This window comes from Streptomyces tauricus (genome assembly GCF_014650955.1).
GTDB classification, from domain to species: domain Bacteria; phylum Actinomycetota; class Actinomycetes; order Streptomycetales; family Streptomycetaceae; genus Streptomyces; species Streptomyces tauricus.
The window spans coordinates 86,537-111,824 of record NZ_BMVY01000015.1 but is presented as its reverse complement, the minus strand read 5'-3'; the positions used below and the strand labels follow the sequence as shown (position 1 = coordinate 111,824).

25 protein-coding genes are annotated in these 25,288 nt (G+C 70.4%); 11 read left to right on the top strand and 14 right to left on the bottom strand.

The annotated features are described in order from the left end of the window. Positions 1-81: 81 nt before the first annotated feature. Positions 82-573: a type II toxin-antitoxin system PemK/MazF family toxin gene (locus IE278_RS23120; protein WP_189775148.1), complete on the top strand. Its 492-nt coding sequence runs from the start codon at positions 82-84 to the stop codon at positions 571-573. Positions 574-787: 214 nt separating this feature from the next. Here IE278_RS23120 and IE278_RS23115 read toward each other — a convergent pair whose 3' ends face one another. From IE278_RS23115 to clpS, 7 genes are all read right to left on the bottom strand, one after another. After that, positions 788-1,738, bottom strand: a complete 951-nt coding sequence (locus IE278_RS23115; protein ID WP_189775147.1) for a PLP-dependent cysteine synthase family protein — start codon at positions 1,736-1,738, stop codon at positions 788-790. A 25-nt stretch (positions 1,739-1,763) separates the two neighbouring features. Next, the gene (locus IE278_RS23110) at positions 1,764-2,042 is read right to left on the bottom strand and encodes a MoaD/ThiS family protein (RefSeq protein ID WP_189775146.1); all 279 of its coding nucleotides are present in this window, start codon (positions 2,040-2,042) and stop codon (positions 1,764-1,766) included. A gap of 224 nt (positions 2,043-2,266) precedes the next feature. Next, positions 2,267-2,368: a putative leader peptide gene (locus IE278_RS43215; protein ID WP_313904860.1), complete on the bottom strand. Its 102-nt coding sequence runs from the start codon at positions 2,366-2,368 to the stop codon at positions 2,267-2,269. Positions 2,369-2,500: 132 nt separating this feature from the next. Further along, positions 2,501-2,923, bottom strand: a complete 423-nt coding sequence (locus tag IE278_RS23105) for a M67 family metallopeptidase (protein WP_189775145.1) — start codon at positions 2,921-2,923, stop codon at positions 2,501-2,503. Positions 2,924-3,064: 141 nt separating this feature from the next. Further along, entirely contained in the window at positions 3,065-4,525 is a 1,461-nt protein-coding gene (locus IE278_RS23100) for an amino acid permease (RefSeq protein ID WP_189775144.1), read from the bottom strand. A gap of 376 nt (positions 4,526-4,901) precedes the next feature. Beyond that, positions 4,902-5,507 (bottom strand): DUF2017 domain-containing protein, encoded by a 606-nt coding sequence (locus IE278_RS23095; RefSeq protein WP_189775143.1) that lies wholly within the window; start codon positions 5,505-5,507, stop codon positions 4,902-4,904. Between the two features lie 253 nt (positions 5,508-5,760). Continuing rightward, positions 5,761-6,078: an ATP-dependent Clp protease adapter ClpS gene (gene clpS / locus IE278_RS23090; RefSeq protein ID WP_107015978.1), complete on the bottom strand. Its 318-nt coding sequence runs from the start codon at positions 6,076-6,078 to the stop codon at positions 5,761-5,763. A gap of 123 nt (positions 6,079-6,201) precedes the next feature. Here clpS and IE278_RS23085 point away from each other — a divergent pair, with 123 nt between their 5' ends. After that, on the top strand, positions 6,202-7,530 hold the full coding sequence (locus IE278_RS23085) for a nicotinate phosphoribosyltransferase (RefSeq protein ID WP_189775142.1): 1,329 nt from the start codon (positions 6,202-6,204) through the stop codon (positions 7,528-7,530). Positions 7,531-7,741: 211 nt separating this feature from the next. After that, positions 7,742-8,326 (top strand): nicotinamidase, encoded by a 585-nt coding sequence (locus IE278_RS23080; RefSeq protein WP_189775141.1) that lies wholly within the window; start codon positions 7,742-7,744, stop codon positions 8,324-8,326. A 191-nt stretch (positions 8,327-8,517) separates the two neighbouring features. On the opposite strand, the gene IE278_RS23075 is transcribed toward IE278_RS23080, so the two are convergent. Next, positions 8,518-8,847, bottom strand: coding sequence for a hypothetical protein (locus tag IE278_RS23075; protein ID WP_189775140.1), 330 nt, complete (start codon positions 8,845-8,847; stop codon positions 8,518-8,520). A 124-nt stretch (positions 8,848-8,971) separates the two neighbouring features. Next, the gene (locus tag IE278_RS23070) at positions 8,972-11,320 is read right to left on the bottom strand and encodes an immune inhibitor A domain-containing protein (protein ID WP_189775139.1); all 2,349 of its coding nucleotides are present in this window, start codon (positions 11,318-11,320) and stop codon (positions 8,972-8,974) included. A gap of 466 nt (positions 11,321-11,786) precedes the next feature. On the opposite strand from IE278_RS23070, the gene IE278_RS23065 reads away from it, so the two are divergent. Further along, the gene (locus tag IE278_RS23065; RefSeq protein WP_189775138.1) at positions 11,787-12,110 is read left to right on the top strand and encodes a hypothetical protein; all 324 of its coding nucleotides are present in this window, start codon (positions 11,787-11,789) and stop codon (positions 12,108-12,110) included. A gap of 133 nt (positions 12,111-12,243) precedes the next feature. Here the strand turns inward: IE278_RS23065 and IE278_RS23060 are convergent, their stop codons facing one another. Both IE278_RS23060 and IE278_RS23055 read right to left on the bottom strand, forming a co-directional pair. Beyond that, positions 12,244-12,972 (bottom strand): RDD family protein, encoded by a 729-nt coding sequence (locus IE278_RS23060; protein WP_189775137.1) that lies wholly within the window; start codon positions 12,970-12,972, stop codon positions 12,244-12,246. 72 nt (positions 12,973-13,044) lie between these two features. Further along, complete coding sequence (locus IE278_RS23055; protein WP_189775136.1) at positions 13,045-14,754, bottom strand: RDD family protein; 1,710 nt, start codon at positions 14,752-14,754, stop codon at positions 13,045-13,047. Positions 14,755-15,017: 263 nt separating this feature from the next. Here IE278_RS23055 and IE278_RS23050 point away from each other — a divergent pair, with 263 nt between their 5' ends. Next, positions 15,018-15,572 carry an SsgA family sporulation/cell division regulator gene (locus IE278_RS23050; RefSeq protein ID WP_246570538.1) on the top strand — a complete coding sequence of 185 codons (555 nt, stop codon included), beginning with the start codon at positions 15,018-15,020 and terminating at the stop codon, positions 15,570-15,572. A gap of 40 nt (positions 15,573-15,612) precedes the next feature. Here IE278_RS23050 and IE278_RS23045 read toward each other — a convergent pair whose 3' ends face one another. After that, positions 15,613-17,040: an FAD-binding oxidoreductase gene (locus IE278_RS23045; protein WP_189775135.1), complete on the bottom strand. Its 1,428-nt coding sequence runs from the start codon at positions 17,038-17,040 to the stop codon at positions 15,613-15,615. Positions 17,041-17,143: 103 nt separating this feature from the next. Here IE278_RS23045 and IE278_RS23040 point away from each other — a divergent pair, with 103 nt between their 5' ends. Then, a complete protein-coding gene (locus tag IE278_RS23040) occupies positions 17,144-18,547 on the top strand; it encodes a tetratricopeptide repeat protein (RefSeq protein WP_189775134.1) in 1,404 nt (467 codons plus the stop codon). A gap of 37 nt (positions 18,548-18,584) precedes the next feature. On the opposite strand, the gene hppD is transcribed toward IE278_RS23040, so the two are convergent. After that, a complete protein-coding gene (hppD, locus tag IE278_RS23035) occupies positions 18,585-19,730 on the bottom strand; it encodes a 4-hydroxyphenylpyruvate dioxygenase (RefSeq protein WP_189775133.1) in 1,146 nt (381 codons plus the stop codon). Positions 19,731-19,852: 122 nt separating this feature from the next. Between hppD and IE278_RS23030 the strand changes: the two genes are divergently transcribed. Genes IE278_RS23030 through IE278_RS23010 form a run of 5 tightly spaced genes read left to right on the top strand, consistent with a single transcriptional unit; the run spans position 19,853 to position 24,296 of the window. Beyond that, on the top strand, positions 19,853-20,329 hold the full coding sequence (locus IE278_RS23030) for an Lrp/AsnC family transcriptional regulator (protein ID WP_107016413.1): 477 nt from the start codon (positions 19,853-19,855) through the stop codon (positions 20,327-20,329). A 23-nt stretch (positions 20,330-20,352) separates the two neighbouring features. Then, positions 20,353-21,000 (top strand): ABC transporter permease, encoded by a 648-nt coding sequence (locus IE278_RS23025; RefSeq protein ID WP_189775132.1) that lies wholly within the window; start codon positions 20,353-20,355, stop codon positions 20,998-21,000. Continuing rightward, positions 20,993-22,303, top strand: coding sequence for a betaine/proline/choline family ABC transporter ATP-binding protein (locus IE278_RS23020; RefSeq protein WP_373312057.1), 1,311 nt, complete (start codon positions 20,993-20,995; stop codon positions 22,301-22,303). The genes IE278_RS23025 and IE278_RS23020 overlap by 8 nt, the downstream gene beginning before the upstream one ends. After that, positions 22,300-23,331: an ABC transporter permease gene (locus IE278_RS23015; RefSeq protein WP_308434931.1), complete on the top strand. Its 1,032-nt coding sequence runs from the start codon at positions 22,300-22,302 to the stop codon at positions 23,329-23,331. Before IE278_RS23020 ends, IE278_RS23015 begins: the two co-directional genes overlap by 4 nt. Next, positions 23,328-24,296: a glycine betaine ABC transporter substrate-binding protein gene (locus IE278_RS23010; RefSeq protein ID WP_189775131.1), complete on the top strand. Its 969-nt coding sequence runs from the start codon at positions 23,328-23,330 to the stop codon at positions 24,294-24,296. The genes IE278_RS23015 and IE278_RS23010 overlap by 4 nt, the downstream gene beginning before the upstream one ends. A 21-nt stretch (positions 24,297-24,317) precedes the next feature. Here IE278_RS23010 and IE278_RS23005 read toward each other — a convergent pair whose 3' ends face one another. Next, positions 24,318-25,055 (bottom strand): S16 family serine protease, encoded by a 738-nt coding sequence (locus IE278_RS23005; protein ID WP_373312056.1) that lies wholly within the window; start codon positions 25,053-25,055, stop codon positions 24,318-24,320. Between the last annotated feature and the right edge of the window lie 233 nt (positions 25,056-25,288).

The following is a 25,288-nucleotide window of genomic DNA, read 5'->3' as shown; positions in this document are numbered from 1 at the left end:
TGTCACCGGTTCGGGGGCGCGCGGGGCCCGCATCGGAAGCGGGCAGGCGTGGGCGGAGGGGTGCCGGGTACCGTCGTACGCATGAACATGTCGTGGTGGCTCGCGCTGGCGGCCGTGGTGCTGCTGGCGGCCGTGGCGACGTTCGTGGACGGGTGGGGACGCGGCGGGCGCAAGCCGTCCGCGCGGCGACGTCCCGCGCGGCGGCCCTCGCAGCGGCCCACGCGGCGGCCGCCCGGACGGGCCGACGGGGACCGGCGCTCGCCGCGGCCCCAGCCGGGTGAGATCTGGTGGGCGAACGTGCCGTTCGAGGACGGGCCCGGGGCGAAGGACCGGCCCTGCCTGGTCCTGTCGGTACGGGGGCGCAAGGCCGTCGTCGCGAAGATCACGACGAAGTACCACGACGGGCGGGGCGGGGTCATCGCGCTGCCCGCGGGGTCGGTGGGGGATGCGCGAGGGCGGGCGAGTTTTCTTGAGACGGATGAGGTGCGGGGGGTGCCGGTGCGGGAGTTTCGGCGGCGGGTGGGGGAGGTGGACGCGGGGGTGTGGGCCCAGGTGCGGCACCTTGCGCGATAGCGCGTTTCCTCGCCCCCGCCGCCCCTACCCGTTCCCGTCCCGTTCTCGGGGGCGCTGCCCCCGAACCCCCGCTCCTCAAACGCCGGAGGGGCTAACTGCTAGCCCGTCCGGCGTTTGAGGACGAGCGCGCAGCGCGATCAGGGGGGCGAGGGGGCGCAGCCCCCATGCGTGGATGGGAACGGGTAGGGGCGGCGGGGGCGGAGAACAACCCCCGCTAAGCCCAGAGCTGGCCCTGCAGCGTGGCGATCGCTTCTTCCGTTGTCGCCGCCGTGTACACGCCCGTCGACAGGTACTTCCACCCGCCGTCGGCCACGACGAACACGATGTCGGCGGACGACCCCGCCGCCACGGCCTTGCGGCCGACCCCGATCGCCGCGTGCAGCGCGGCCCCCGTGGACACCCCCGCGAAGATGCCCTCCTGCTGGAGAAGCTCCCGCGTACGGGTCACCGCGTCGGCCGAACCGACCGAGAACCGGGTGGTCAGGACAGACGCGTCGTACAGCTCGGGCACGAAGCCCTCGTCGAGGTTGCGCAGCCCGTAGACGAGATCGTCGTAGCGCGGCTCGGCCGCGACGATCTTGACGTCGGGCTTGTGCTCGCGCAGGAACCGGCCCACACCCATCAGCGTCCCCGTGGTGCCGAGCCCGGCGACGAAGTGCGTCACCGAGGGAAGGTCGGCCAGGATCTCGGGGCCGGTCGTCGCGTAGTGCGCGCCCGCGTTGTCGGCGTTGCCGTACTGGTAGAGCATCACCCAGTCGGGATGCTCGGCGGCCAGCTCCTTCGCCACGCGCACCGCCGTGTTGGAGCCGCCCGCCGCCGGGGAGGGGATGATCTGCGCGCCCCACATGCCGAGCAGGTCGCGCCGTTCCTGCGAGGTGTTCTCAGGCATGACGCACACCATGCGGTAGCCCTTGAGCTTCGCGGCCATGGCCAGCGAGATACCGGTGTTGCCTGACGTCGGTTCGAGGATCGTGCAGCCGGGGGTGAGCCGGCCGTCCTTCTCGGCCTGTTCGACCATGTGGAGCGCGGGGCGGTCCTTGACCGAGCCGGTCGGGTTGCGGTCCTCGAGCTTCGCCCAGATACGGACGTCGGCGGACGGCGAGAGCCGCGGCAGGCGCACCAGAGGGGTGTTGCCCACCGCGGCCAGCGGGGAGTCGTAGCGCATCAGCGATCAGTGCCCGGCAGCCCGGTCAGACCATGCCGCCGGCGACGGCCGGCAGGATGGTGACGCTGTCGCCGTCGGTGAGCTTGGTGTTGATGCCGTCGAGGAAGCGGACGTCCTCGTCGTTCAGGTACACGTTCACGAAGCGGCGCAGTTCGCCCCCGTCCACGATGCGGGCCTGGATGCCCGTGTGGCGGCTTTCGAGGTCGGCGAAGAGCGCGGCAAGGGTCTCCCCGCCGCCCTCGACGGCCTTCTGCCCGTCGGTGTAGGTGCGGAGGATGGTGGGGATGCGGACCTCGATGGCCATGGTTGCGGGCTCCTGTCGGAAAGCGGAAGTCGGAAGGCGGGTCGGGTCGGATCGGGTCAGGTCGGGCTTGGGTGCGCGCGGCAGCGTGGGGAGGGCACCGGTTGCTGCGCACCGAGTGATGCGCCGGGGAGGGCGGGGACGCCGGTCTCGGCCCCACGGCCCCACGGCCCCACGGCACCACAGCCCCGCGGAGTCGTGGCCCACACGGCCGTGCGGCGGCGGGTTCAGCGCGTACAGATGGCGCTCTGCAGCCTGCACAGGTCGACGTGCAGCCGCGCCACGAGCAGCATGCCCGGCGTCTTGTCGCTCACGTCGTGGGAAACCATGGGCTCATCGTATCGATTCCCGGTCCGGGTCCCGGAATGTGATCTCAGATAGTGGATGAATTCTGACCGAAGTATGGATCCTCCGGCTCTCCTTAGGCCCTCCTTGGGCCCTCCTTACGCCTTCCTTCGGCCTCAGTACGCCTCCACCACCGTGACCTCCTCCTCCGTGACGACCCCCTCGACGATCCGGAACGAGCGGAACTGGAACTCTCCGAGCCCGTCGGTGTCAGCGGTCGAGACGAGGACGTAGTGGGCGTTCGGCTCGCTCGCGAGGGAGATGTCCGTACGGGAGGGGTGGGCCTCGGTCGAGGTGTGGGAGTGGTAGACGACGACCGGTTCCTCGTCGCGGTCGTCCATCTCGCGGTACAGCTTGAGCAGGTCCCCCGAGTCGAACTCGTAGAACGTGGGCGACATCGCCGCGTTCAGCATGGGGATGAAGCGCTCGGGACGGCCGGTGCCCTCCGGGCCCGCGATCACGCCGCACGCCTCGTCGGGATGGTCCCGGCGCGCGTGCGCGACGATCTGGTCGACGAGGGCCTGGGTGATGGTCAGCATGGAGCCAGGATAGGCAGACGGCAGCCCCGTACCGGAGAGTGGTACGGGGCTGCCCACATGCTGGGCGACGGGTGCCGCCCGCCCGGCGCCGGACCCGGCGGGACACCATCGCGCCGAACCCGATGGGACGGCGGGACTCCGTCAGCCGATCTTCTCGAACTCCGGCTCGCGGCGCTCGGTGACCTCCGGGTTGCGGGACTTCAGCACGGCCCAGCCGATGCCCAGCGCGGCGGCCCAGCCGGCCATCACGTACAGGCAGACGCGGGAGTCGGCGTCGTAGGCGATCAGGCCGGTGACGAAGAGCAGGAATGCGACCGCGACCCAGCTGAACTTCGAGCCGCCGGGGGCCGGGAAGGGCGAGGCGGGCAGGCGGCCCGCGTCGACGGCCCTGCGGTACAGGATGTGGCTGATGAGGATCATGAGCCAGGTCCAGATGCCGGCCGCGGTGGCCACCGAGACGACGTAACCGAAGGCCTTCTCCGGGACGATGTAGTTCAGGATCACGCCGACGCCCATGAACAGGACGGAGACGGTGATGCCGAACGCGGGCGTCTTCGTGGAGGACAGCTTGTTGAAGATCCGCGGGGCCTCGCCGTTGTCCGCCAGGGTGCGCAGCATGCGGCCCGTGGAGTACATGCCGGAGTTGCAGGAGGACAGGGCCGCCGTCAGCACGACGAAGTTGACGATACCGGCGCCCGCCGGGATGCCGATCTTCGCGAAGGCCGCGACGAAGGGGCTCACGCCCGGCGCGAACTCCGTCCACTTCACGACACAGAGGATGACCGTGAGCGCGCCGACGTAGAAGAGGGCGATGCGCCAGGGCAGGGTGTTGATCGCCTTGGGGAGGGTCTTCTCCGGGTTCTCGGACTCGCCCGCGGTGACGCCGACGAGTTCGACGGCGAGGTACGCGAACATCACGCCCTGGAGGGTCATCAGGGACGAGCCGATGCCCTTGGGGAAGAAGCCGTCGAAGGCCCAGAGGTTGGAGACGGCGGCGGTGTCGCCCGCGGAGCTGAAGCCGAAGGTGAGCACGCCGAGGCCGATCACGATCATGCCGATGAGCGCGGTGACCTTGACCATCGAGAACCAGAACTCGATCTCGCCGAAGAGCTTGACGGAGATCAGGTTCGCCACGAAGAGCAGGACCAGGAAGACCAGGGCCGTGACCCACTGCGGGACCTGCGGGAACCAGTAGTTGACGTAGATCGCGGCGGCGGTGAGTTCCGCCATGCCGGTGACGACCCACATCAGCCAGTACGTCCAGCCGGTGAAATAGCCGAAGAACGGGCCGAGGAACTCACGCGAGTACTCCGCGAAGGAGCCCGAGACCGGACGGTAGAGCAGCAGCTCACCGAGGGCCCGCATGATGAAGAAGATGATGACGCCCGCGAGGGCGTACATGAGGATGAGGCTGGGGCCCGCCTTGGCGATGTTCGCCCCGGCCCCCAGGAAGAGGCCGACGCCGATGGCGCCGCCGATCGCGATCATCTGGACCTGACGGCTGCCGAGCCCGCGTTCGTAGCCCTCTTCGGGGGCGTCGCCGTCGGCGGCGCCCTTGCCGCCCTGCTCGTCGTCGTGCTTACCGACCTGCACCGAGGTCATGTCTCATGCGCCTTTCTCCATGCCGGTCCGAGCCTTCGTCGGCTTCGGTCCGGTTTCCGATCCCCCCGGATTACTGGAGTCGAGCGGGCTCCCCGAGCCCGCTGAACGGCCTCCCCGAGGCCGCTCGTGCCTGGCCGGCTGTTGCCGGATCAGTGGCGCACCCGGCAGGACGTGGGTGGTGTCCCGCCGAGCGATCGTGAAGATTTATCACGGCCGCAACATAAGGAATCGGCGCTTCCTGTAGCGCACGCCACAGGGAGAAGCGGACATACGACACCCGGGCCCACATTGCGGGCCCGGGTGGTGATGTGATCGTTATCCGGATTTGAGCGTCCGCTGAGCGAACATCCGAGGTCGTGTCATCGACGGCTTCGCGTCACGGCATCAGCGTCTCGACCAGCGTCTCCTGCAGTCCGCCGAGCCACAGGTACGCCATCACCATCGGCTTGCGCGGGTCCTCGTCGGGGAGCCGGTAGAGAAGATCCGTGTCCTCCTCGTCGACGACGTCCAGCCGGGAGCCGATCGCGAGGCGCAGGTCGTTGAGGCAGCTGAGCCACTGCTTCGACTCCTCGGAGGTCAGCTTCAGGACAGCTCCCCCCTCCCCCACGGCCGCGACGCCGTCCAGGGAGCGGATCACCACGAGGGCGTTCTCCCGCTTTCCGGCACGCAGGTCGTTCTCGGTGAAACGGCGGAACTCCGAGGAGTACGCGCGCTGCTCCTCGGCCTGCTCGGGCGAGGTGGCCTCGACGTCGGGCCCGCTGTACGCGTCCGGGAAGAGGCGCTTCAGCACGGGGTCCGAGGGCGGCTCGCTCGGCCCCTCCGCGAACAGTTCGGCGAGCGGGTCGTCGGAGACGTCCTCGCCGGGACCCGGCCCGATGAGCTCCAGGAGCTGTACGGCGAGGGAGCGGATGATGGAGATCTCGACCTCGTCGAGCGCGACGGCCGCGCCGCCGCCGGGGAGCGGTTCGAAGTGTCCTGGCATCAGGTTGCGTCGCTACTTCCAGTACTGCGCGGGCGTCGGGTACTGCGCCGGCGTCGGGCGGTTGCCGGTCCTGCCGTGTCCGGTCCGGCGATCATCGGTCCGGCGGTCTCCGGCCGTTCGGGCTTCGGTCCGGCGGTCTCCGGTCATTCGGGCTTCGGTCCGGCGATCACCGGTACGGCGACCTCCGGTCCGGCGGTCACCGGTTCGGCGATGTCCCGTCTCACGATGTCCGGTCTCACGATGTGCGGCCGGGTCACTTCCGGTCGTGCTGGAGCGTGGCCCACAGACCGTAGCCGTGCATGGCCTGCACATCGCGTTCCATCTCCTCACGGGTGCCGCTGGAGACAACGGCCCGGCCCTTGTGGTGTACGTCCATCATCAGCTTGGTGGCCTTGTCCTTCGAGTACCCGAAGTACGACTGGAAGACATAGGTCACGTAGCTCATCAGGTTGACCGGATCGTTGTGGACGATGGTCACCCAGGGGACGTCGGGCTCGGTTACGGCGAAGACCTCCTCAGCCGACTCGGTCTTTTCGGTCTCTAGGGGTGCGGGAGCCGTCACACGGCCCATGCTGCCACCACAGGCGGGTGCCCGGCCAAACGAGCCCCGCAAATCATGCGCGGCGCGAGCGAGCCGCACATCACAGAACCTACAAATCGTCAGAGTGACGAGATAGGGGTAGCATCTCTCGTCATGAACACTGCGGACCTAGGGCTGCCGGTGGATGTGCCGTCGACAGCGCTCTTCACGGACCACTACGAGCTGACCATGCTGCAGGCCGCGCTCAAGGGCGGCACCGCCGACCGGCGTTCGGTCTTCGAGGTCTTCACCCGCCGGCTGCCCGAGGGCCGCCGCTACGGTGTCGTCGCCGGAACCGGCCGGGTCCTGGACGCGGTGGAGAACTTCCGCTTCGACCCGGACGTCATCGGCTTCCTGCGCGAGCGCCAGGTCGTGGACGAACCGACGCTGGAGTGGCTGGCCGCGTACCGCTTCGGCGGCGACATCTGGGGCTACCCCGAGGGCGAGGTGTACTTCGCCGGGTCACCGCTCCTGCGGGTGGAGGGCTCCTTCGCGGAGTGCGTGCTCCTGGAGACCGTGATCCTCTCCATCCTCAACCACGACTCGGCCATCGCGGCCGCCGCCTCCCGGATGGCCTCCGCCGCCGGCGGGCGCCCGCTGATCGAGATGGGCGCCCGGCGCACCCACGAACTGGCCGCGGTGGCGGCGTCCCGCGCGGCGTACGTCGGCGGCTTCACCACCACCTCCGACCTGGCCGCGGGCTTCCGCTACGGCATTCCGACGGTCGGCACGTCCGCCCACGCCTTCACCCTCGTGCACGACACCGAGCGGGACGCCTTCCGGGCCCAGGTGGACTCGCTCGGCCGGGGCACCACGCTGCTCGTGGACACGTACGACGTCGCCGAGGCCGTGCGCCTCGCCGTCGAGGTGGCCGGGCCCGAGCTGGGCGCCGTCCGCATCGACTCCGGCGACCTGCTGCTCGTGGCGCACCGGGTACGGCAGCAGCTGGACGACCTGGGCGCCACGAAGACGCGGATCATCGTGACCTCGGACCTCGACGAGTACGCGATCGCCTCGCTGGCCGCGGCGCCCGTGGACGCGTACGGGGTGGGCACCCAGCTGGTGACGGGGTCCGGCCATCCGACCTGCTCGATGGTCTACAAGATCGTCGCGCGCGCCGAGTCCGCGGACCCGAAGGCTCCGCTCCTGCCGGTGGCCAAGAAGTCCTCGGGCGGCAAGACGTCCATCGGCGGCCGCAAGTGGGCCGCGCGGCGGCTCGACGAGTACGGGGTCGCCGAGGCCGAGGTCATCGGCACGGGGGCGGTCCCGGCCGACCTCGTCGACCGCCAGCTCCTGGTGCAGCTCGTCAAGGGCGGCCAGGTCGTCGCACGCGAGCCGCTGGACGTCGTACGCGACCGGCATGCCAAGGCCCGCGCGAACCTGCCCCTCTCGGCGACCCAGCTGTCGCGAGGGGAAGCCGTCATTCCGACCGAGTACGTGTGAGACACGGGGCCCGTACTCGCCTGTACTGGCCCCGTACGGGAGTGAACGGCAGGTAAGCCGGGAAGGGCAACGGCAACGACCACGCCCGTCCGGGGCGCGGGGCAGTATCCAGATGCGGCTCCGCCGCGCGGGCGCGACCAGCCCCCAACGACCCGCACGACACCACCGGCCTCCCTCGCGGAGCGCCATGCCAAGCCAAAGGACACCGACCATGCGCCGCGCCCTGATCGTCGTAGACGTCCAGAACGACTTCTGCGAGGGCGGCAGCCTCGCGGTTTCCGGCGGGGCGGATGTGGCCGCCGCGATCACGGAGCTGATCGGGCAGGCCCCGGCCGGCTACCGCCATGTGGTGGCGACCCGCGACCACCACATCGCGCCGGGCGGCCACTTCGCGGACAACCCCGACTACGTCCACTCCTGGCCCGCGCACTGCGTGGCCGGCACGGAGGGGGTGGGCTTCCACCCGAACTTCGCCCCGGCGGTCGCCTCCGGCGCGATCGACGCAGTCTTCGACAAGGGCGCGTACTCGGCGGCGTACAGCGGCTTCGAGGGCGCCGACGAGAACGGCGTCTCGCTGGCCGACTGGCTGCGCGAGCGCGCGATCACCGAGGTCGACGTCGTGGGCATCGCCACGGACCACTGCGTGAAGGCCACGGCCCTGGACGCCGCGCGGGAGGGCTTCCGCACCCAGGTCCTGCTGGACCTGACGGCGGGCGTCTCCCCGGACACCACGTCCCAGGCCCTGGAGTCCCTACGCGAGGCAGGCGTAGAACTGACCGGCAAGCCGGTGGTCTGAAAGGCGCCCCGCAGGGGCTGCCTTTCAGGGGCGCGGGAAACGGCGCGCTCAGCCACAACACACCCGCGGCAGCACTTGCCAGGGGCGCGGGGAACTGCGCACCCAGCCGCGCCACGCGACACCCGCACCCGCACCCGACAACACACCCGCGGCAGCGCCTGCCAAAGGGAGGGGCGCGGGGCCCTGCCCCGTCAGAGAGGTGCGGCCGGCCGCCGCATCAGCGTGCGGATCGGGTGCCACAGCTCCGAGGCCAGCGCGTCCACCCCCGGCGCCGTCCGCCATATGAGCCCATCAGGATGGTGCAGCACGGCGGTGATCTCGTCCGGCGTAGGAGGCGATCCGTTCCCGCGCAGATACACCGCCCGCAACCCCAGGTTGCGCAGCCGCGTCAACGCGCGGGCGCGGTTGTGGGCGTGCACCAGAACCCGCACCGAACCGGTGCCCGCGGCGAGCGGTCGGGGCAGGTTCAACGCCACCACGACCGTGCCGTTCGGCAGCCTGCTGAAACCTCCTGCAGCCATCTGGTCAAACCCCCGCGAGATCCGGTGTCAATAAGAGAGTCACAGGACGCACCTAAACACGATCGGCCGCGACCCGCCAGGGGGTCGCGGCCGATCATGGTTTGACCTGCAGAAACGTCTCTTATTACTTCGCGGCGGAGACCTTCACGGTGATCGTCGAGCCATCGCGGGGCTCCTTGACGATCGCGATCTTCGTGTTGGTGTCAGTGATCTTGACACCCCCGGTCGGGTTGGCCGGGTCGTAGTACGTGTTCGTGCGGTCGTTGAAGATCCGGTTCCCCGGCAGGGACTTGATCTTCGTCGCGACGTCGGCCTTGTGCAGCGTGAGCCCGTCCGTCCGGTACGAGCTGAACGGCGAGTCGTAGGACTGGATGCGGTTGCGCATCAGGGTGCCGTCGGTCCACTTCAGCGCCGTCGGGTGGGCGTCCACCGGCAGCAGCAGGCCCGTGCCCTTGTGCTGGCTGACGTTGTTGTCGCGCTGGGAGGTGTCCCACTTCCAGATCAACAGACCGTTCTGGTACGGGAAGTGCTCCACCCACGACGGACGCGTGGACGCGAAGCCGAAGTTGTACGGGCCGACCTTCAGGGTCTTGTCGTACGACACGTACTGACGGTTCTCCGCGATGTAGTACTGCGCGTACTCCTTGGTGAAGGACGCGCCGATACGGGAGAAGCCGTTGGACTTCCACGCCGCGTCGGCCGTCTCGGCGTCGTCCGAGAAGACCGCGGAGCCGTCGGCGGTGACGGTGATCCGGTCCGCCGCGAAGCCCTTCTGGGCCACGCCGCCGTCGGTGGAGTACCGGAAGCGCAGGTCGAACTTCTGGCCCGCGTAGGCGTCGAGCGGGTACGACAGCTTCGTGTACGCGGCCGACGTGCCGGTCAGCGCCGGGCTGCCGCTGGCGTCACGCGGGATCGGCTGTCCGTCGACCGTTCCGTCGATGGCGGTCCACTTGGCGCCGCCGTCGGTGGAGACCTCGGTGTAGAGGTAGTCGAAGTCCGTCTCGATGTCGTAGTACCCGTCGAGGGTCAGCGCCGCCGAGGACTTGCCCGTGAGATCCACGGAACGGGTCAGCGTGTTCTTGAGGTTGTTCGCGCTGCCGCTCCACCACTGGGTGGCGCCCTGCGCCGGGGGCACGACCTCGGTGGTGACCGCCTTCTTGGGCAGTTCGACCACCAGCGCCTGGGCGTTCTTGGTGTTGTACTCGGCCACGCCCAGCGTGTGGGTGGAGCGCGTCGCGGCCTTCGCCGTGTCGTACTTCAGCCAGCCGAGCTGCAGCTTGTCCCAGGCGGTCATGTCGCCGGGCAGGTCACCGATGGCGTCCTTGCCGGTGCCGAGCCACGAGCCGGAGGACATCAGCGTCCAGAACGCGGTGGAGTTCTCCGCCGTGTTGGTCGTGTCGTAGTGGTCCGGCAGACCGAGGTCGTGGCCGTACTCGTGGGCGAAGACGCCGAGTCCGCCGTTCTCCGGCTGGATCGTGTAGTCGCCGACCCAGATGCCGGAGTCGCCGATCTGCGCCCCGCCCATCTTGTTGTTCTCGGGCCCGGTGGCGCCGGCGTCCGTGCCGAACGCGTACCAGCGGTGCGCCCAGATCGCGTCCTCGCCCTGGGCGCCGCCGCCCGCGGACTCGTCCTCGCCGGCGTGCACGATCTGGAAGTGGTCGATGTAGCCGTCGGGCTCGTTGAAGTCGCCGTCGCCGTCGAAGTCGTTGCGGTCCCACTTGTCGTAGGCGGACAGCTCGGACTTGATGTCGGCGTCGGACTTGCCGGCCGCCTTCTGGGCGTCGACCCAGGCGGTGACACCGTCGGCGACGGCGTTCCACGCGCAGGTGTCGGGGTCGCACTTGTTGGAGCCGTAGCGGGCCTCGTTGTAGGGCACCTTCACCCAGTCGGAGACCGTGCCGTCGATGGAGTAGCGGCCCGAGGACTGCTTCTCGTAGTACTTCTTCATCGACTCGACACCCTTGCCGGTGCCGAAGTAGAGCTGCTCGAAGTGTTCCTTGTTGTAGTCCGCCTGCCAGGCCGTGCTGTTGTCCTCGGCACGGTCCGGCTGGGCTATCTGGTTGTGCAGCGGCCCGGGGGTGCCGCCGTAGCGGCTGTCCACCTTGTCACCGAACTCCACGAGGATCGTGAAGATCTCGTCGGTCTTCTCACGGCCGAGCTCCACGTACTTGCCGTTCTGGAGCTTCACGACCTGCGAACCGCCACGCTCGACGGGCTTGGCGTCGCCGGAGATGACCCTCTTGAGGGCCTCCTCGCGCTGGGCTTCCTGACGGTCGGTCAGGGGCCCCTTCAGGTCGTGCTCGTGCTCGGCGTCGTCCCCGGCGCGTGCCGGGTCCTGCCGGTTCGCGGCCGCGGCCGGCTGGTCGCCGGCGTCGGCGGCCTGCGCCACCGCGAAGGTCGAGAACGTGGCGGCCGCCGCGGTGAGCGCCACACCCACTGCGGCTGCTCTGAACGTCCATGGTCTGCTGGTCACTTGATGCAGTCCTCCCTCACGCCCGGGCGCGCGGAAGGAGGGTGTCCAGGTTATGGAATCCGCGCGCGCTCTATGCGCGTCACAAGTGACGACATTCGATCGGAGTTGAAGGAGAAAAGACAGACCTTGACTTGCACAGGTCAAGTGCGCTAAGCACCGACGGGCCGCGTCGCACTCCGGCACCCGACCGCTCGCGGGATTCCGTGTACCGCTCAACAGGCGCGCTGAACAGCCGCGTTGGCAGAAGCCATGATTCCGTGCGCCCCCCGTGCACCGGCACCGTGGGTTAGGTCACGCTTACTGCACGTTCCCCTCGGGCAGACAGGCGAATAGAGTCGGTTGGCGGCGCGCCGGATATCCGGTGATTTGCCAAGCGACACCGTTGTCGCAGCCTTGATTCCTATTCGCACCTCCCCCATCGCGAGAGGCACCGGGGGGAGACCCCCACCCCGAGGACGGAACTGCCATGCCTCGTCCGACCGCCGCACAGCTCGCCTACGGTTCCTGCACCGTGCTCCTCTCCACGCTCGCCATGCTGCTGCTGTCACAGACGAGTTCGGGCCTGGGAGTCGTGATCATCGCGCTCTCCGCCCTCGTGCTCGGCCTCCTCGTGGCCATGACGGTTCCCGTACCGAAGCCCACCACGATCGCGACCGCCGCTCCCTCGCGCGCCGGCGCCGCCTCGGAACAGCGTGTTCCGGATCAGCGCGTCGCACAGCCGAGGATCTCGGCACGGCGCGAGACCGTCTCCGCCGCGAGCGCGTCCGAGCCGATACGCGAACGCGCCTGAGCCCACTCCCGGACGGGCCCGGTCCACGCGGCCGCCCACGCGGTCCACGCGGCCCGTCCGGTACGGCCGCGCGACCGCCTGGCCGCCCGGCCGCCTGTTCCGAACTGCCGCCCACCGCTCGCCGGCGGGCGGCTCAGTCGGTGCTGACCACCACGGTCTTGGCCGCCTTGTCGTGCAACCCCTGCTTGTACGGCTTGTCGAAGAAGCTCCAGCCGCCCGTGATCGCGGTCCAGATGCACGCGCAGCAGAACGCGAACGGCACCCACAGCACCAGCGCGCGGACCAGTGAGGTCTGCACGGAGGGCGTGGAGCCGTTGTCGAGGTTCGCCACCCGCAGGTGCAGCCACTTCTTGCCCAGGGTCTGCCCCGACCTGGTGGTCAGGAAGGTGTCGTACCCGACGTAGAGCAGCAGGGCGATCAGCGACTGCCCGAAGGACTTCCCGTACTGGATCTTGTCCGCGTCCACGTCGTACTCGTTGACGCCGAAGCCCCACGTCAGCAGCCACACCACGATGACGACGAGGACCATGTCGATGATCCGGGCCAGGACGCGCTTGCCGCTGTCGGCGAGCGGCGGCATCCCGGCGAGCGGATCGTTGGTGAACGGGCCGCCGCCGTAGGGGTCTCCGCCGCCACCGCCGTAGGGTGCGCCGCCGCCGCCGTAGGGGCCACCGGCGCCGCCACCGTAGGGCGGTGGCGTGGCGCCGGGAGGTGGCGGTGCGGCGCCGTACGGGGAGCCGCCGCCCTGACCGGGCGGCGGCTGCGACTGCTGGGGCGGCGGCTGCTGCTTCTTGAACGGGTCCTCGTCCGGCGGCTTCTTGAACGGATCGTCGTCCGGAGGGGGCGGCGGCTCGGTGGTCATGTCCAGAGTGGACCGCGAACCCTACCGCCGCGCAACGGGGGGCGGCCCGTCCGGGGTATCCGCCCTCAGCCCTCAGCCCGCGACGAACGTATGGGCCGCCTTGTCGTGCCAGCACTGACGCCACGGCCGGTCGAACAGGCCCCACACGACACCCACGACCCCGATGACGAGGATGCCCGGAACGCTGTAGACGAGCCAGCGGCGCAGGGCCAGGCCGAACGACGGCGGCTCGCCCCCCTCGATGTCCCGTACCTGGAGGCCGAACAGCTTCTTCCCGAGGGTGCGGCCCCACTTGGCGTTGGGCAGCGCCTCGTAGAGGACGCCGAAGACGAGCAGGACGGCGAGGACGATGCCGAGGTAGAGGGCGGTCGTGCCGTCCAGCAGCCACACCGTGACCGTCTCGCCGGAGAGCTTGGCCGCGTCGATCTTCTCGTTCACGTGGTCCAGAGCCCGGGTGCCCAGTGGAACCGCGGCCGCTCCGGTGACCGCCGCCAGCACGAGCGTGTCCACGAGACGGGCGGCGAACCGCTTCCCGAGCCCCGCCGGACGTGCCTCCGCCTGGGAGCGGACGACCGCCTGGAACGGGTCCTCCCGCACCGGCTTCCACGGCACGACGGGCTGGTCCTCGTCCGCCCCGGCCAGGCGGTGCACCTGCTGGGCCCAGGAGGGCTGTCCGCCGCCCGGCCCCGCGCTCATGGGCGCCTGCGCGGCGGACTGCGGAGGAACAGCCTGCGGGGGAACGGACTGAGCCGACTGAGCGGGCGTGACGGGGTGAACCGACTGCGGGGGAACGGGCGTCGGGGCGACAGCGGGAGTGGACTGCCGCTGCGGGGCGGCGGACTGCTGCGCCGGAGCCGCGGACTGGGCCGGACCCGTGGGCGTCGGGGTCGCGGCCGACTGCGTACCGCGCTGCTGTCCCGCTCGCTGCGACGTGCGCCGGAAGCTCATCGTGCCCTCGGCGGCGAGGGGTTCGCGGGAGCCGGGAACCCCGGAGGCCGCGGCCCCCGTGCCCGGGGTCTGCGCGCGTGCCGTTCCGGACGCGCCCGCGACATGGGCGCGCCCGGCGCCCATGGCACCGGCCGATCCCGTGGATCCGCCGGACCCCGCCGCACCCGTCGCACCGGCGGCACCCGTGGGGCGTACCGGCCCCGTGGGCCTGCGGAAGACGACCGTGCCGCCGGACGGGGGAGGCACGGGCGCCCCCGGGTCCCGCTCGGAGTCGGCCCCGTGGAACGTGGCCGTGCCGTCCGTGTGGTCCGACCTGCCGTCGGGCTGCGCCTGGGACGCGGGTTGTGCCTGAGCCGCGGGCTGGGACTGGGGCTGTGACGCGGGTGGTGCCTGCGGCGCGGGCTGGGCCGACTGCAGGGGCTGCGCGGGTTGTGCCGGCTGCGCGGGCTCCGACGGTACGCGCGGGTCCTGCGAGGACGGCGAACCCCAGCGGACCCGGCGGTCCGGGTCGCCGCCGAAGCCGCTCTGCCGGGAGCGGTCGGCGCCCCACGCGGTGGCCGGTTCGGGGCGGCTGCCGTGCTGGGCGTCGGCGGGCGACGGGCCCGCGGCGGGCGGGTCCTCGTCGAAGAAGTGCGGGCCCGTCTCCTCCGTGGACACGGGGGCGGGCTGCGCGTGCGCGGGGGAGGCGGCCAGGTCGCCGCCGGGCGCCGGCCGGCTGGTGCCCGGCACCCACGCGGCACCGTTCCAGTACCGGACATATCCAGGAATGGACGGGTCCGGGTAGTACCCCTCGCGGGGCCTGTCGTCGCCGGGGGCCGGGGTTGGGGCGCTCATGTCCGTCGTCCCGTATCTGCTCGGGGGTCGTGTTGAGCGTCCACATCTATCAGACGGGCGCAACCGCCACTGCCGCTCCTGGTGTACCTACCCCCTTCGAGCAAGGTTCCCCCACCTTTTCCGGCCCTCGCGCGGTATAGGCGTGCGGGTCCGCGCCCGCACGAAAAAACTTCCGCGAACCGGCGTAATGCTGCGGCCTCCGCGGCCTCTCCACTCGTACGGGCCCGCTCCTGGCGCCCCGGACGCGAGAGGAAGCGGACCACATGGGCAACGACGTGAACAACGATCTGAACGACGGCAGGAACGAGCGCAAGAACGAGGGCAGGCACGACGGCAGGAACAGCGACACGGCTGTGGTGGAACGCGAGCTGGAGCTCAAGCTGGTGCTGTCCCCCGAGCGCAGCATTCCCGTGCCGGCGCTGCTGAGTTACCGCAGCGACGATCCGTACGCCGTCCACGTCACCTTCCACCTCGGCACCGACCACCCCGTGAGCTGGACCTTCGCGCGTGAACTGCTCGTCGAGGGGGTGTTCCGGCCGTGCGGGCACGGGGATGTGCGGGCGTGGCCGACGAAGGTCGGCGGGCGCGGCGTCGTCCTGATGGCGCTGAGTTCACCGGACGGGGACGCCCTGCTCGAAGCGCCCGCCGCGCAGGTGTCGGCGTGGCTGGAGCGCACCCTGCGGGCGGTCCCGCCGGGCACCGAGGCCGCCCGGCTCGGTATCGACGACGGCCTCGCCGAACTTCTCGCGCCGACCCCGGCCGACGATCTGTGGCTGTGCGACCCGTGGCCCTCGGACGAGTCCAAGGACGGGGAGTGAGGGGACAGAGGTGAAGGGAGGGAGGGGACGGAGGGGGTTCTCAGAAGAGTTTGCCCGGGTTGAGGATGCCCAGGGGGTCGAAGGCCGTCTTCACCGCCCGTTGCATCTCGATGCCCACCGGGCCGATCTCGCGGGCCAGCCACTCCTTCTTGAGGACGCCCACGCCGTGCTCGCCGGTGATCGTGCCGCCGAGTTCCAGGCCGAGGGCCATGATCTCGTCGAAGGACTCACGGGCGCGCCGGGACTCGTCGGGGTCGCTCGCGTCGAAGCAGACGGTCGGATGGGTGTTGCCGTCGCCCGCGTGGGCCACGACCCCGATGGTCAGCCGGTACTTCTCGGCGATCCGGTCGACCCCTTCGAGCATCTCGGCGAGCCTGGAACGCGGTACGCAGACGTCGTCGATCATCGTCGTGCCCTTGACGGCCTCAAGGCCCGTGAGGGACAGCCGGCGGGCCTGGAGCAGCAGTTCCGACTCGGCGGCGTCCTCCGCCGGTACGACCTGGGTGGCGCCCGCCGCCTCGCACAGCGCGCCGACCGCGGCGAGGTCCGCGGCGGGGTCGAGCGTGTCGAAGGCGGCGAGGAGCAGGGCCTCGGTGCTCTCCGGGAGGCCCATGTGCGCCATGTCGTTGACGGCCTTCACCGTGGTGCGGTCCATCAGTTCGAGGAGGGACGGCACATGGCCGCCCTCCATGATCCGGCAGACCGCGTCGCAGGCGGCCGTCCCGGACGGGAACTCGGCCGCCAGCACGAGCTGTTGGGGCGGTTGCGGCTTGAGGGCGAGGGTGGCCCGTACGACGATGCCGAGTGAGCCCTCCGAGCCCACGAACAGGCGCGTGAGGTCGTAGCCGGCGACGCCCTTCGCCGTGCGGCGGCCGGTGGACAGCAGACGGCCGTCGGCGAGGACGACGTCCAGGCCGAGGACGTACTCGGCCGTCACCCCGTACTTCACACAGCACAGGCCGCCCGAGGCCGTGCCGATGTTGCCGCCGATGGTGCACATCTCCCAGCTGGAGGGGTCCGGCGGGTAGTAGAGGCCGTGTTCGTTGACGGCGCGGGAGAGCGTGGCGTTGATGACGCCCGGCTCGACCACCGCGATCCGGTCCACGGGGCTGATCTCCAGGATGCGGTCCATCTTGATCAGGGACAGCACGACGCAGCCGTCCGAGGCGTTGGCCGCCCCGGAGAGGCCGGTGCGGGCGCCCTGCGGGACCACCGGGACGCGCAGGTCGGTCGCGGTGCGCATGACGTGCTGGACCTGTTCGACCGTGCGCGGCAGCACCACGACCGCGGGGGCGCCCGCCTCGCAGAAGCTGGCCATGTCGTTGGCGTACGAGTTGGTGACGTCCGGGTCGGTGAGGACCGCCTCGGCCGGCAGGCCCGTGAGGAGGCGGTCGGTGAGACGTTCGGTGAGGCTGCCCACCGCCACGGCGTCTTCATCGGGTCGGGCTTCGATACGGCTCATGATCACAGCGTGGCACTCGGGGCCATCGGTGTGAACCCCGCCCGCGCGAGGCTTTCCGCGCCGGGGTGGTGGCCGGGTGTGCTCTTCGTATGGACGCACAGTGATCGGCATGCAGAGTGTGCGGGTGCTGGCCGGGGCCGTCGTCGGGTGTTTCGTGCTGGGGGGTGTGCTGGTCGTCATGCCCGACGGGGACCGCAGGCCGCCGCCCTCCCCCGGGCCGGTGGCGCGGGCCGTGACCGCGGTCGGGTCCGGGGCGCCCGCCTCGCTGCCCGACCTGGTAGCGCTGATCGGCGACCGCGAGGCGCATCTGCGGGCCCATCCGGGTGACGTACGGTCCTGGGCCGAGCTGGGTACGGCGTATGTGGAGCGGGGTGAGCGGACCGCCGAGCCGCGGTACTTCCCGAAGGCCGACGCGGCGTTGCGTACGTCCCTGAAGGGGCGGCCGAAGGGGAACACCGAGGCGTTCCGGGGGCTCGCCGCGCTCGCCAACGCGCGGCACGACTTCCGGGCCGCGCGGGGGTGGGGGGAGGCCGCGGTGGCCGCCTCGCCCAAGCGGTGGACCGCCTATCCGGCGCTGATCGACGCCTACCGGGGGCTCGGGGACTACAAGAACGCGCGCCGGACGCTGGCCGAGCTCGTCGAGCTGCCCTCGGGGAGCCGTGCGTCGGGGGCGCAGGTGCTGGTGCGGGCCGGGCTCGTGTACCGGGACCGGGGCTGGCGGGAGGACTCCGCCGCCACGCTGTCCGACGCGGCGGCGCTCGCCTCCGCTCCCGCCGAGCAGGCCGACTGTCTGGTGCGGCTCGGGGAGCTGGCCTGGGAGCGCGGGGAGCCGGCCGAGTCGCTGCGCGCGTTCGAGTCGGCGCTGCGGGCCGATCCCGGGGAGCACGCGGCGCGGGCCGGGCAGGGCCGGGCGCTGGCCGCGCTGGGGCGCGACTCCGAGGCGCTGCTCGCGTACCAGTCCGCGCTGGCGAAGCAGCCGTTGCCGCGGTACGCGCTGGAGCTGGGCGAGTTGTACGAGTCGCTGGGGCTCGACGGGGCCGCGCGGGCCCAGTACGACGTGTTGCGGGCGCGGGTGCGGGAGGGCGACACGGCGGGTGTGAACGAGGAGCTGCTGCTCGGTCTCTTCGAGGCCGACCACGGGGACGCGGGGAGTGCGGTACGGCGGTTGCGTGCCGAGTGGGCCCGGCATCCGTCGGTGGCCGTGGCCGATGCGCTGGGGTGGGCGTTGCACCGCGACGGCAAGGACAAGGAGGCGATCGGCTTCGCCACGCGGGCCACGGACCGGGTACGCGGGGGCGGGGCGCGGATCGCCCTGTACTCGTTCCACCGGGGGATGATCGAGCGGCGGCTGGGGAAGGACTCCGCCGCCCGGCGGCATCTGGGGGAGGCGCTGCGGATCAGTCCGGTGTTCTCACCGCTCCTGGTGCCGGTGGCTTCGCGGACCCTGGAGGAGTTGGGTGAGCCCGGACCCGGGCCCGCACCCGGGGTCGAGGGCGTGGGTCGGCAGCGGTGACGGGTGGGTCCGGGCTCTTCCGCGGGGGGAGCCGGGGTCAGAGGTTGCCGCGGCGCTCCTGCTCGCGTTCGATCGCCTCGAAGAGGGCCTTGAAGTTGCCCTTGCCGAAGCCCATGGAGCCGTGGCGCTCGATCATCTCGAAGAAGACGGTCGGCCTGTCCTGGACCGGCTTGGTGAAGATCTGCAGGAGGTAGCCGTCCTCGTCGCGGTCCACGAGGATCTTCAGTTCGCGCAGTGTCTCCACGGGGACCCGGGTCTCGCCCGCCCACTCGCCGAGCGTGTCGTAGTACGAGTCCGGGGTGTCGAGGAACTGGACGCCCGCGGCACGCATCGTGCGGACCGACTGGACGATGTCGTTGGTGTTGAGGGCGATGTGCTGGACGCCCGCACCGCCGTAGAACTCCAGGTACTCGTCGATCTGGGACTTCTTCTTGGCGATGGCGGGCTCGTTGATCGGGAACTTGACCTTGAGCGTGCCGTCGGCCACGACCTTGGACATCAGGGCGCTGTACTCGGTGGCGATGTCGTCGCCCACGAACTCCTTCATGTTCGTGAAGCCCATGACCTCGTTGTAGAAGCCGACCCATTCGTTCATCCGGCCCAGTTCGACGTTGCCCACGCAGTGGTCGATGGCCTGGAAGGTGCGCTGGGCGGGGGGCTCGACGATCGGGGCGGCGGCCGTGTAGCCGGGCAGGTACGGGCCCTCGTACCCGGTGCGCTCGACCAGGGTGTGGCGCGTCTTGCCGTAGGTGGCGATCGCGGCGAGGACGACCGTGCCGTGTTCGTCCTTCACGTCGTACGGCTCGGTGAGGGGGGTGGCGCCGTGCTCGACCGCGTACGCGAACGCGGCCCGTGCGTCCGGCACCTCGATGGCGAGGTCGACGACCCCGTCGCCGTGCTCGGCCACGTGCTCGGCCAGGAAGGTGCCCCAGGGGGTGGCGGGCCTGATGACCGAGGTGAACACGAACCGGGCGGAGCCGTTCTCCAGCACGTAGCTCGCGGTCTCCCGGCTGCCGTTCTCCGGCCCGGAGTACGCGACGAGCTTCATGCCGAAGGCCGTGGAGTAGTAGTGCGCGGCCTGCTTGGCGTTGCCCACGGCGAAGACGACCGCGTCCATTCCCTTGACCGGGAAGGGGTCTGCCTGCCGCGCGGTGTGAGGAGTGTGGTGCGTGGTCTGCGTCATGGCCGCAGGCTCTCGCCCTTCTGCAAGGTGCGCAATAGTTTGCGATTCGGCTGGGCAATATGTTCAGCAGGAAGCCCGGTCGCGTCGACGACTTGTACAGGGTGACCACTGTGGAGGTGTGTGTGGGGATCGATCGTCTGGACGGCCGGCTCCTGGTGCTGCTCGCCGAGGAGCCCCGGATCGGGGTGCTGGAGATGTCCCGCCGGCTCGGTGTCGCGCGCGGGACCGTGCAGGCGCGGCTGGACCGGCTTCAGTCGAATGGAGTCATCCGGGGATTCGGGCCGCAGGTGGATCCGACAGCCCTCGGATATCCCGTCACCGCTTTCGCGACCCTCCAGATCCGGCAGGGGCAAGGCGCGGACGTACGGGCGCACTTGGCGACCGTGCCCGAGGTGCTTGAGCTGCACACGACCACGGGTGGCGGGGACATGCTGTGCCGGCTCGTGGCCCGGTCCAACGCCGACCTTCAACGGGTGATCGACCGGGTTGTCGGTTTTGATGGCATTGTCCGGGCCTCCACGGCGATCGTCATGGAGAACCCCGTTCCGCTGCGGATCATCCCGCTGGTGGAGCAGGCGGCGAGGGACGACGACGGCTGAGGCTACCGAGTGAGGTGACAGCGGTGAACTTCTGGGAGTACCTCGGCAGTCGTCATCAGCAGCTCCTCGCCGACGCCTTTCAGCACGCCAGCGCCGTCTTCCAGTGCATGGTCGTCGCCACGGTGGCGGGGGTGGTGATCGGGGTGGTCACCTATCGCAGCGACTGGGCCGGGAACCTCGCGACGATCACCACGGCGACCCTGCTGACCATTCCCTCGCTCGCCATGATCGGTCTGCTGATCCCGGTCGTCGGGCTGGGTGTGCCGCCCACCGTGATCGCGCTGACCCTGTACGGCCTGCTGCCCATCGTGCGCAACTCGATCGTCGGGCTGCGCGGCGTCGATCCGTCGCTGGTGGACGCGGCGACCGGCATCGGGATGTCGCGGCTCGCCCGGCTCGTACGCGTCGAGCTGCCGCTGGCCTGGCCGCCGATCCTGACCGGGATCCGGGTCTCCACGCAGATGCTGATGGGTATCGCCGCCATCGCCGCGTACGCCTCAGGGCCCGGGCTCGGCAATGAGATCTTCCGCGGTATCGCCTCCCTGGGCAGCAAGAACGCGCTCAACCAAGTCCTCGCGGGCACGCTCGGGATCATCGTCCTGGCGCTGCTGTTCGACGCCGCGTACGTCCTCATCGGGCGGCTGACCATCCCTAGGGGGATCCGTGTCTGAGACATCCGCCGGTGTGACGGAGGCGCCGCAGGAGCGTGGCGGTGCGGGGCGGGAGGCCACCGGGGCCACCATCCGGCTGGAGAGTCTGACCAAGCGGTATCCGGGGAGCGCCGATCCCGCCGTGGACAGCGTCAACATGGAGATCAACGCCGGTGAGCTGGTGGTCCTGGTCGGGCCCTCCGGCTGCGGGAAGTCCACCACCCTGAAGATGATCAACCGGCTGATCGAGCCCACCGGTGGGCGGATCCGCATCGGTGGCGAGGACGTCACCCACATGGATCCCGTGAAGCTGCGGCGGAAGATCGGGTACGCCATCCAGTCCTCGGGACTCTTCCCGCACATGACGGTCGCCCAGAACATCGGGCTCGTACCCAAGATGGTCGGCTGGTCGAAGGTCCGGGTCGCCGAGCGGATCGAGGAAATGCTGGACCTGGTGGGGCTCGACGCCGGTGAGTTCCACGGACGCTATCCGCGGCAGCTGTCCGGTGGCCAGCAGCAGCGGGTGGGGGTCGCGCGGGCGCTGGCCGCCGATCCGCCCGTCCTGCTGATGGACGAGCCGTTCGGGGCCGTCGACCCCATCACGCGTGATCACCTCCAGGACGAGCTGATCCGGCTGCAGCACGAGCTGCACAAGACGATCGTCTTCGTCACGCACGACTTCGACGAGGCCATCAAGCTGGGCGACCGGATCGCGGTGCTGCGCGAGCAGTCGCACATCGCGCAGTTCGACACCCCGGAGGCGATCCTCACCAACCCGGCCGACGACTTCGTGTCCGGGTTCGTGGGCGCGGGGGCCGCCCTGAAGCGGCTGAACCTGACGCGCGTACGGGATGTGGAGATCACCGACTATCCGACGGTGACCGTCGACGATCCGCTGCAGGAGATCTTCAACAAGATCCGGGCGAGCGGTACGAACGAGATCCTGCTGCTCGACCGGCGCGGGCGGCCCTACAAGTGGCTGCGGCGCGGAGACCTCATGCGGGCCCGCGGCTCGCTGGCCAGGGCCGGCACGCTCGTGAACGACACCGTGACCCGGGACGCGACGCTGCGGGACGCGCTGGAGGCCGTGCTCACGGACAACGCGGGGCGGGTCGTGGTGACCGGGCGGCGCGGCGAGTACACCGGCGTGGTCGACATGGAGACGCTGATGAACTCCGTGCAGGAGATGCTGGAGGCCGACCGGCTCGACGCGATGGAGCACCAGCACGAGCTGGAGGAGGCCCGCAGCGAGCAGACCCGCCACGAGCAGGAGGGCCGGGAGGGTGCGGCCGGCGCGGCGGGCGGCGGAGAGGCGAAGGCGTGAGCACCCCCGAGTCCGGCCACGACCCGGACCGTGCCGGTGCTTCGGCCCGTGCCGACGCCCCGGCCCGTGCCGGCGACACGCGGCAGGCGGGCGGGGGCGGCGGGGCCTATAGCGACTCCGGGGGGTCCAAGGGCTCCGGTGGCTCCGGCGGCTCCGGCGGCTCCGGCGGCTCCGGCGGCTCCGGCGGCTCCGGCGGGGACCGTTCCGGTTCGGCGGGACTCGGTCCGGAGGCGGGGCGGGAAGCGGCGTTCGAAGGGGATCTCGCTCCGGTGTCCGCGCCGACGCGAGCACCGAGGATCGGCTGGCGGAAGCTCACCTTCCTGCCCACCGTGCTGGTCGTGGGGCTGCTCTGCACCTGGATCTGGTTCGAGCAGGCGGATCTCGACCCGCTCTCCGAGAACGCGCTCAGCAACGGGCAGGTGTCGAAGGCCCTGCGCCAGCACATCGAGCTGACCGTGATCTCCACCTTCTTCGTGCTGATCATCGCGATCCCGCTGGGCATCCTGCTGACGCGCGGCGCCTTCCGCAAGGCGACCCCGGTGGTCATGACCTTCGCCAACATGGGGCAGGCGACGCCCGCGATCGGACTGCTCGCCCTGCTGGTGATCTGGCTGGGCATCGGGCGCAGGGCCGCGCTGATCGGCATCATCGCGTACGCCGTCCTGCCGGTCCTGTCGAACACGATCGCCGGGCTGAAGGCGAACGACCCGACCCTTCTGGAGGCCGCCCGGGGCATCGGCATGTCCCCGCTGGGCGTGCTGAGCCGGGTCGAACTCCCCCTCGCCGTACCACTGATCCTGGCCGGGGTGCGGACCGCGCTCGTCCTGAACGTGGGCACGGCGACGCTCGCCACGTTCGGCGGAGGCGGCGGTCTGGGCGTACTGATCACGACCGGGATCACCAATCAGCGGATGCCGGTGCTGGTCCTCGGCTCGATCCTGACCGTCGCGCTGGCACTGCTGGTCGACTGGCTGGCGTCACTGGCCGAACTCCTGCTCAGTCCACGCGGCCTGGAGGCGGGCTCATGAGACGGGTTACGGGTCCGGTGGCGGCGCTCGCCCTGCTGGCGGCGGTCTCCGGGTGCGGGCTGACCAGCGGTTCGCCCATGGTCGACGACGTGAAGCCGGGGTCGGTCGGGAAGGGGCGGCCGCTCAAGGGCGCCGATCTCACCGTGACGTCCAAGGAGTTCACCGAGCAGCTGGTCCTCGGCGCGATCATGGGCATCGCCTTCCAGGCGGCCGGCGCCGACGTCCTCGACCGGACGGGCATCCAGGGCTCCATCGGCGCCCGGGAGGCGGTCAAGAGCGGGGACGCGGACGCCATGTACGAGTACACGGGCACCGCCTGGATCACCTACCAGGGCAACAGCGACCCCATCCCGGATCCGGACAGGCAGTGGGAGGCCGTGCGCGAGGCCGACCTGAAGAACGGGCTGACCTGGCTGGCCCCGTCCAAGCTGAACAACACGTACGCGCTCGCCATGAACCAGGCCAACTTCAAGAAGTACGGCACGAAGACGCTCTCCGACGTGGCCGCCCTCTCCAAGAAGGATCCCAAGGCCGTCACGGTCTGCGTGGAGAGCGAGTTCGCCAACCGGGCGGACGGGATGCCGGGCATGGAGAAGGCGTACGGCATGAAACTGCCGAGCGGGAACATCACGCAGATGGACACCGGGATCATCTACACCCAGGTGAAGAAGGGGAGTTGCACCTACGGGGAGGTCTTCACCACCGACGGGCGCATCCGGTCCATGAACCTCGCCGTGATGGCGGACGACAAGAAGTTCTTCCCCAACTACAACGTGGCCCCGTCGGTCAACTCCAAGGCCCTGAAGAAGTACCCGGCGATCGCCGACGTCCTCGCCCCGATCACGAAGCGGCTCGACAACGACGTGGCGCAGGAACTGAACGCGAAAGTGGACGTCGACGGGGAGGATCCGCACGCGGTGGCGCTGGACTGGATGAAGGCGGAGGGCTTCGTGAAGGAGGGCTGAGCGGGACTTCGCGGAGACGGCCTAGCAGGAGGGGACCGAGCCCCGGCCCTTCTCCAGCGCCACCAGGGAGTCGACGGCGCCCTTGAGGGTCGTCACCGGGATGAGACGCAGCCCTTTCGGCAGCTCCGATTCGGCGTCCGCGCACTCCGCCTTCGGGACCAGGAAGACGGTCGCGCCGTCGCGGCGGGCCGCCTGTGTCTTGAGGGCCACTCCCCCGACCGCGCCGACCTTCCCGTCGGCGTCGATCGTGCCCGTACCCGCGATGACCCGGCCACCCGTGAGGTCGCCGCCGCTGCCGTCGCCGTCCAGCTTGTCGACGATGCCGAGGGAGAAGAGGAGCCCGGCGCTCGGCCCGCCCACGTCGGCGAGTTTCAGGGTGACCTCGATGTCGTCCGACTGCTCGCCGAGCTGGTTCAGGGCCGCCTCGGTGGCGGTGTCCTGGGACTTCGCCATTTCCTCGGCGTTGTACTCCTCGATCTCCTTGACGCTGTCGCCGCTCGGGTAGACCGAGTCGCGCGGCATCACCGCACGGTCCGTACGGAACCAGCCGTCGAGCACGTCACCCAGGCTCACGCTCGTGTCCGGGCCCGTCGCCTCGATGGTCGTCATCCGCAGCTCCCCGCGCGTCTCACGGGCCTTCGCGCCGGAGATCGTGATCACCGGGTCGCCCTTGTTCTCGCCGAGGACATCCGCCGTCATACCGGGCTGCGCCAACGAGAACGGCAACGGCGCGAACACCGCGACAGCGAACAGCCCCACGACGGGCAGAGCGCACACGGCAACGGCCTGAAGCCGGGAGAGACCAGAAATTCGAAAAGCCACGGGATCAATCTAACGGAGAGCAACATCCCCCAGAGGCCCACACCTGCTCCCAGGGGCGCGGGGAACGGCGCAATCTTTTAGGGGCGCGGGGAACGGCGCAGTTTTTTAGGGGCGCGGGGAACGGCGCAATCTTGTCGTCTTGGGGGCGCGGGGAACGGCGCAGTTTTTAG

Bases quoted from the DNA above. Each gene is read 5' to 3' on its own strand.
- IE278_RS23120 (WP_189775148.1), top strand. From the start codon at position 82: ATGAACATGTCGTGGTGGCTCGCGCTGGCGGCCGTGGTGCTGCTGGCG.
- IE278_RS23115 (WP_189775147.1), bottom strand. From the start codon at position 1,738: ATGCGCTACGACTCCCCGCTGGCCGCGGTGGGCAACACCCCTCTGGTG.
- IE278_RS23110 (WP_189775146.1), bottom strand. From the start codon at position 2,042: ATGGCCATCGAGGTCCGCATCCCCACCATCCTCCGCACCTACACCGAC.
- IE278_RS43215 (WP_313904860.1), bottom strand. From the start codon at position 2,368: ATGGTTTCCCACGACGTGAGCGACAAGACGCCGGGCATGCTGCTCGTG.
- IE278_RS23105 (WP_189775145.1), bottom strand. From the start codon at position 2,923: ATGCTGACCATCACCCAGGCCCTCGTCGACCAGATCGTCGCGCACGCG.
- IE278_RS23100 (WP_189775144.1), bottom strand. From the start codon at position 4,525: ATGACCTCGGTGCAGGTCGGTAAGCACGACGACGAGCAGGGCGGCAAG.
- IE278_RS23095 (WP_189775143.1), bottom strand. From the start codon at position 5,507: ATGCCAGGACACTTCGAACCGCTCCCCGGCGGCGGCGCGGCCGTCGCG.
- clpS (WP_107015978.1), bottom strand. From the start codon at position 6,078: ATGGGCCGTGTGACGGCTCCCGCACCCCTAGAGACCGAAAAGACCGAG.
- IE278_RS23085 (WP_189775142.1), top strand. From the start codon at position 6,202: ATGAACACTGCGGACCTAGGGCTGCCGGTGGATGTGCCGTCGACAGCG.
- IE278_RS23080 (WP_189775141.1), top strand. From the start codon at position 7,742: ATGCGCCGCGCCCTGATCGTCGTAGACGTCCAGAACGACTTCTGCGAG.
- IE278_RS23075 (WP_189775140.1), bottom strand. From the start codon at position 8,847: ATGGCTGCAGGAGGTTTCAGCAGGCTGCCGAACGGCACGGTCGTGGTG.
- IE278_RS23065 (WP_189775138.1), top strand. From the start codon at position 11,787: ATGCCTCGTCCGACCGCCGCACAGCTCGCCTACGGTTCCTGCACCGTG.
- IE278_RS23060 (WP_189775137.1), bottom strand. From the start codon at position 12,972: ATGACCACCGAGCCGCCGCCCCCTCCGGACGACGATCCGTTCAAGAAG.
- IE278_RS23055 (WP_189775136.1), bottom strand. From the start codon at position 14,754: ATGAGCGCCCCAACCCCGGCCCCCGGCGACGACAGGCCCCGCGAGGGG.
- IE278_RS23050 (WP_246570538.1), top strand. From the start codon at position 15,018: ATGGGCAACGACGTGAACAACGATCTGAACGACGGCAGGAACGAGCGC.
- IE278_RS23040 (WP_189775134.1), top strand. From the start codon at position 17,144: ATGCAGAGTGTGCGGGTGCTGGCCGGGGCCGTCGTCGGGTGTTTCGTG.
- hppD (WP_189775133.1), bottom strand. From the start codon at position 19,730: ATGACGCAGACCACGCACCACACTCCTCACACCGCGCGGCAGGCAGAC.
- IE278_RS23010 (WP_189775131.1), top strand. From the start codon at position 23,328: ATGAGACGGGTTACGGGTCCGGTGGCGGCGCTCGCCCTGCTGGCGGCG.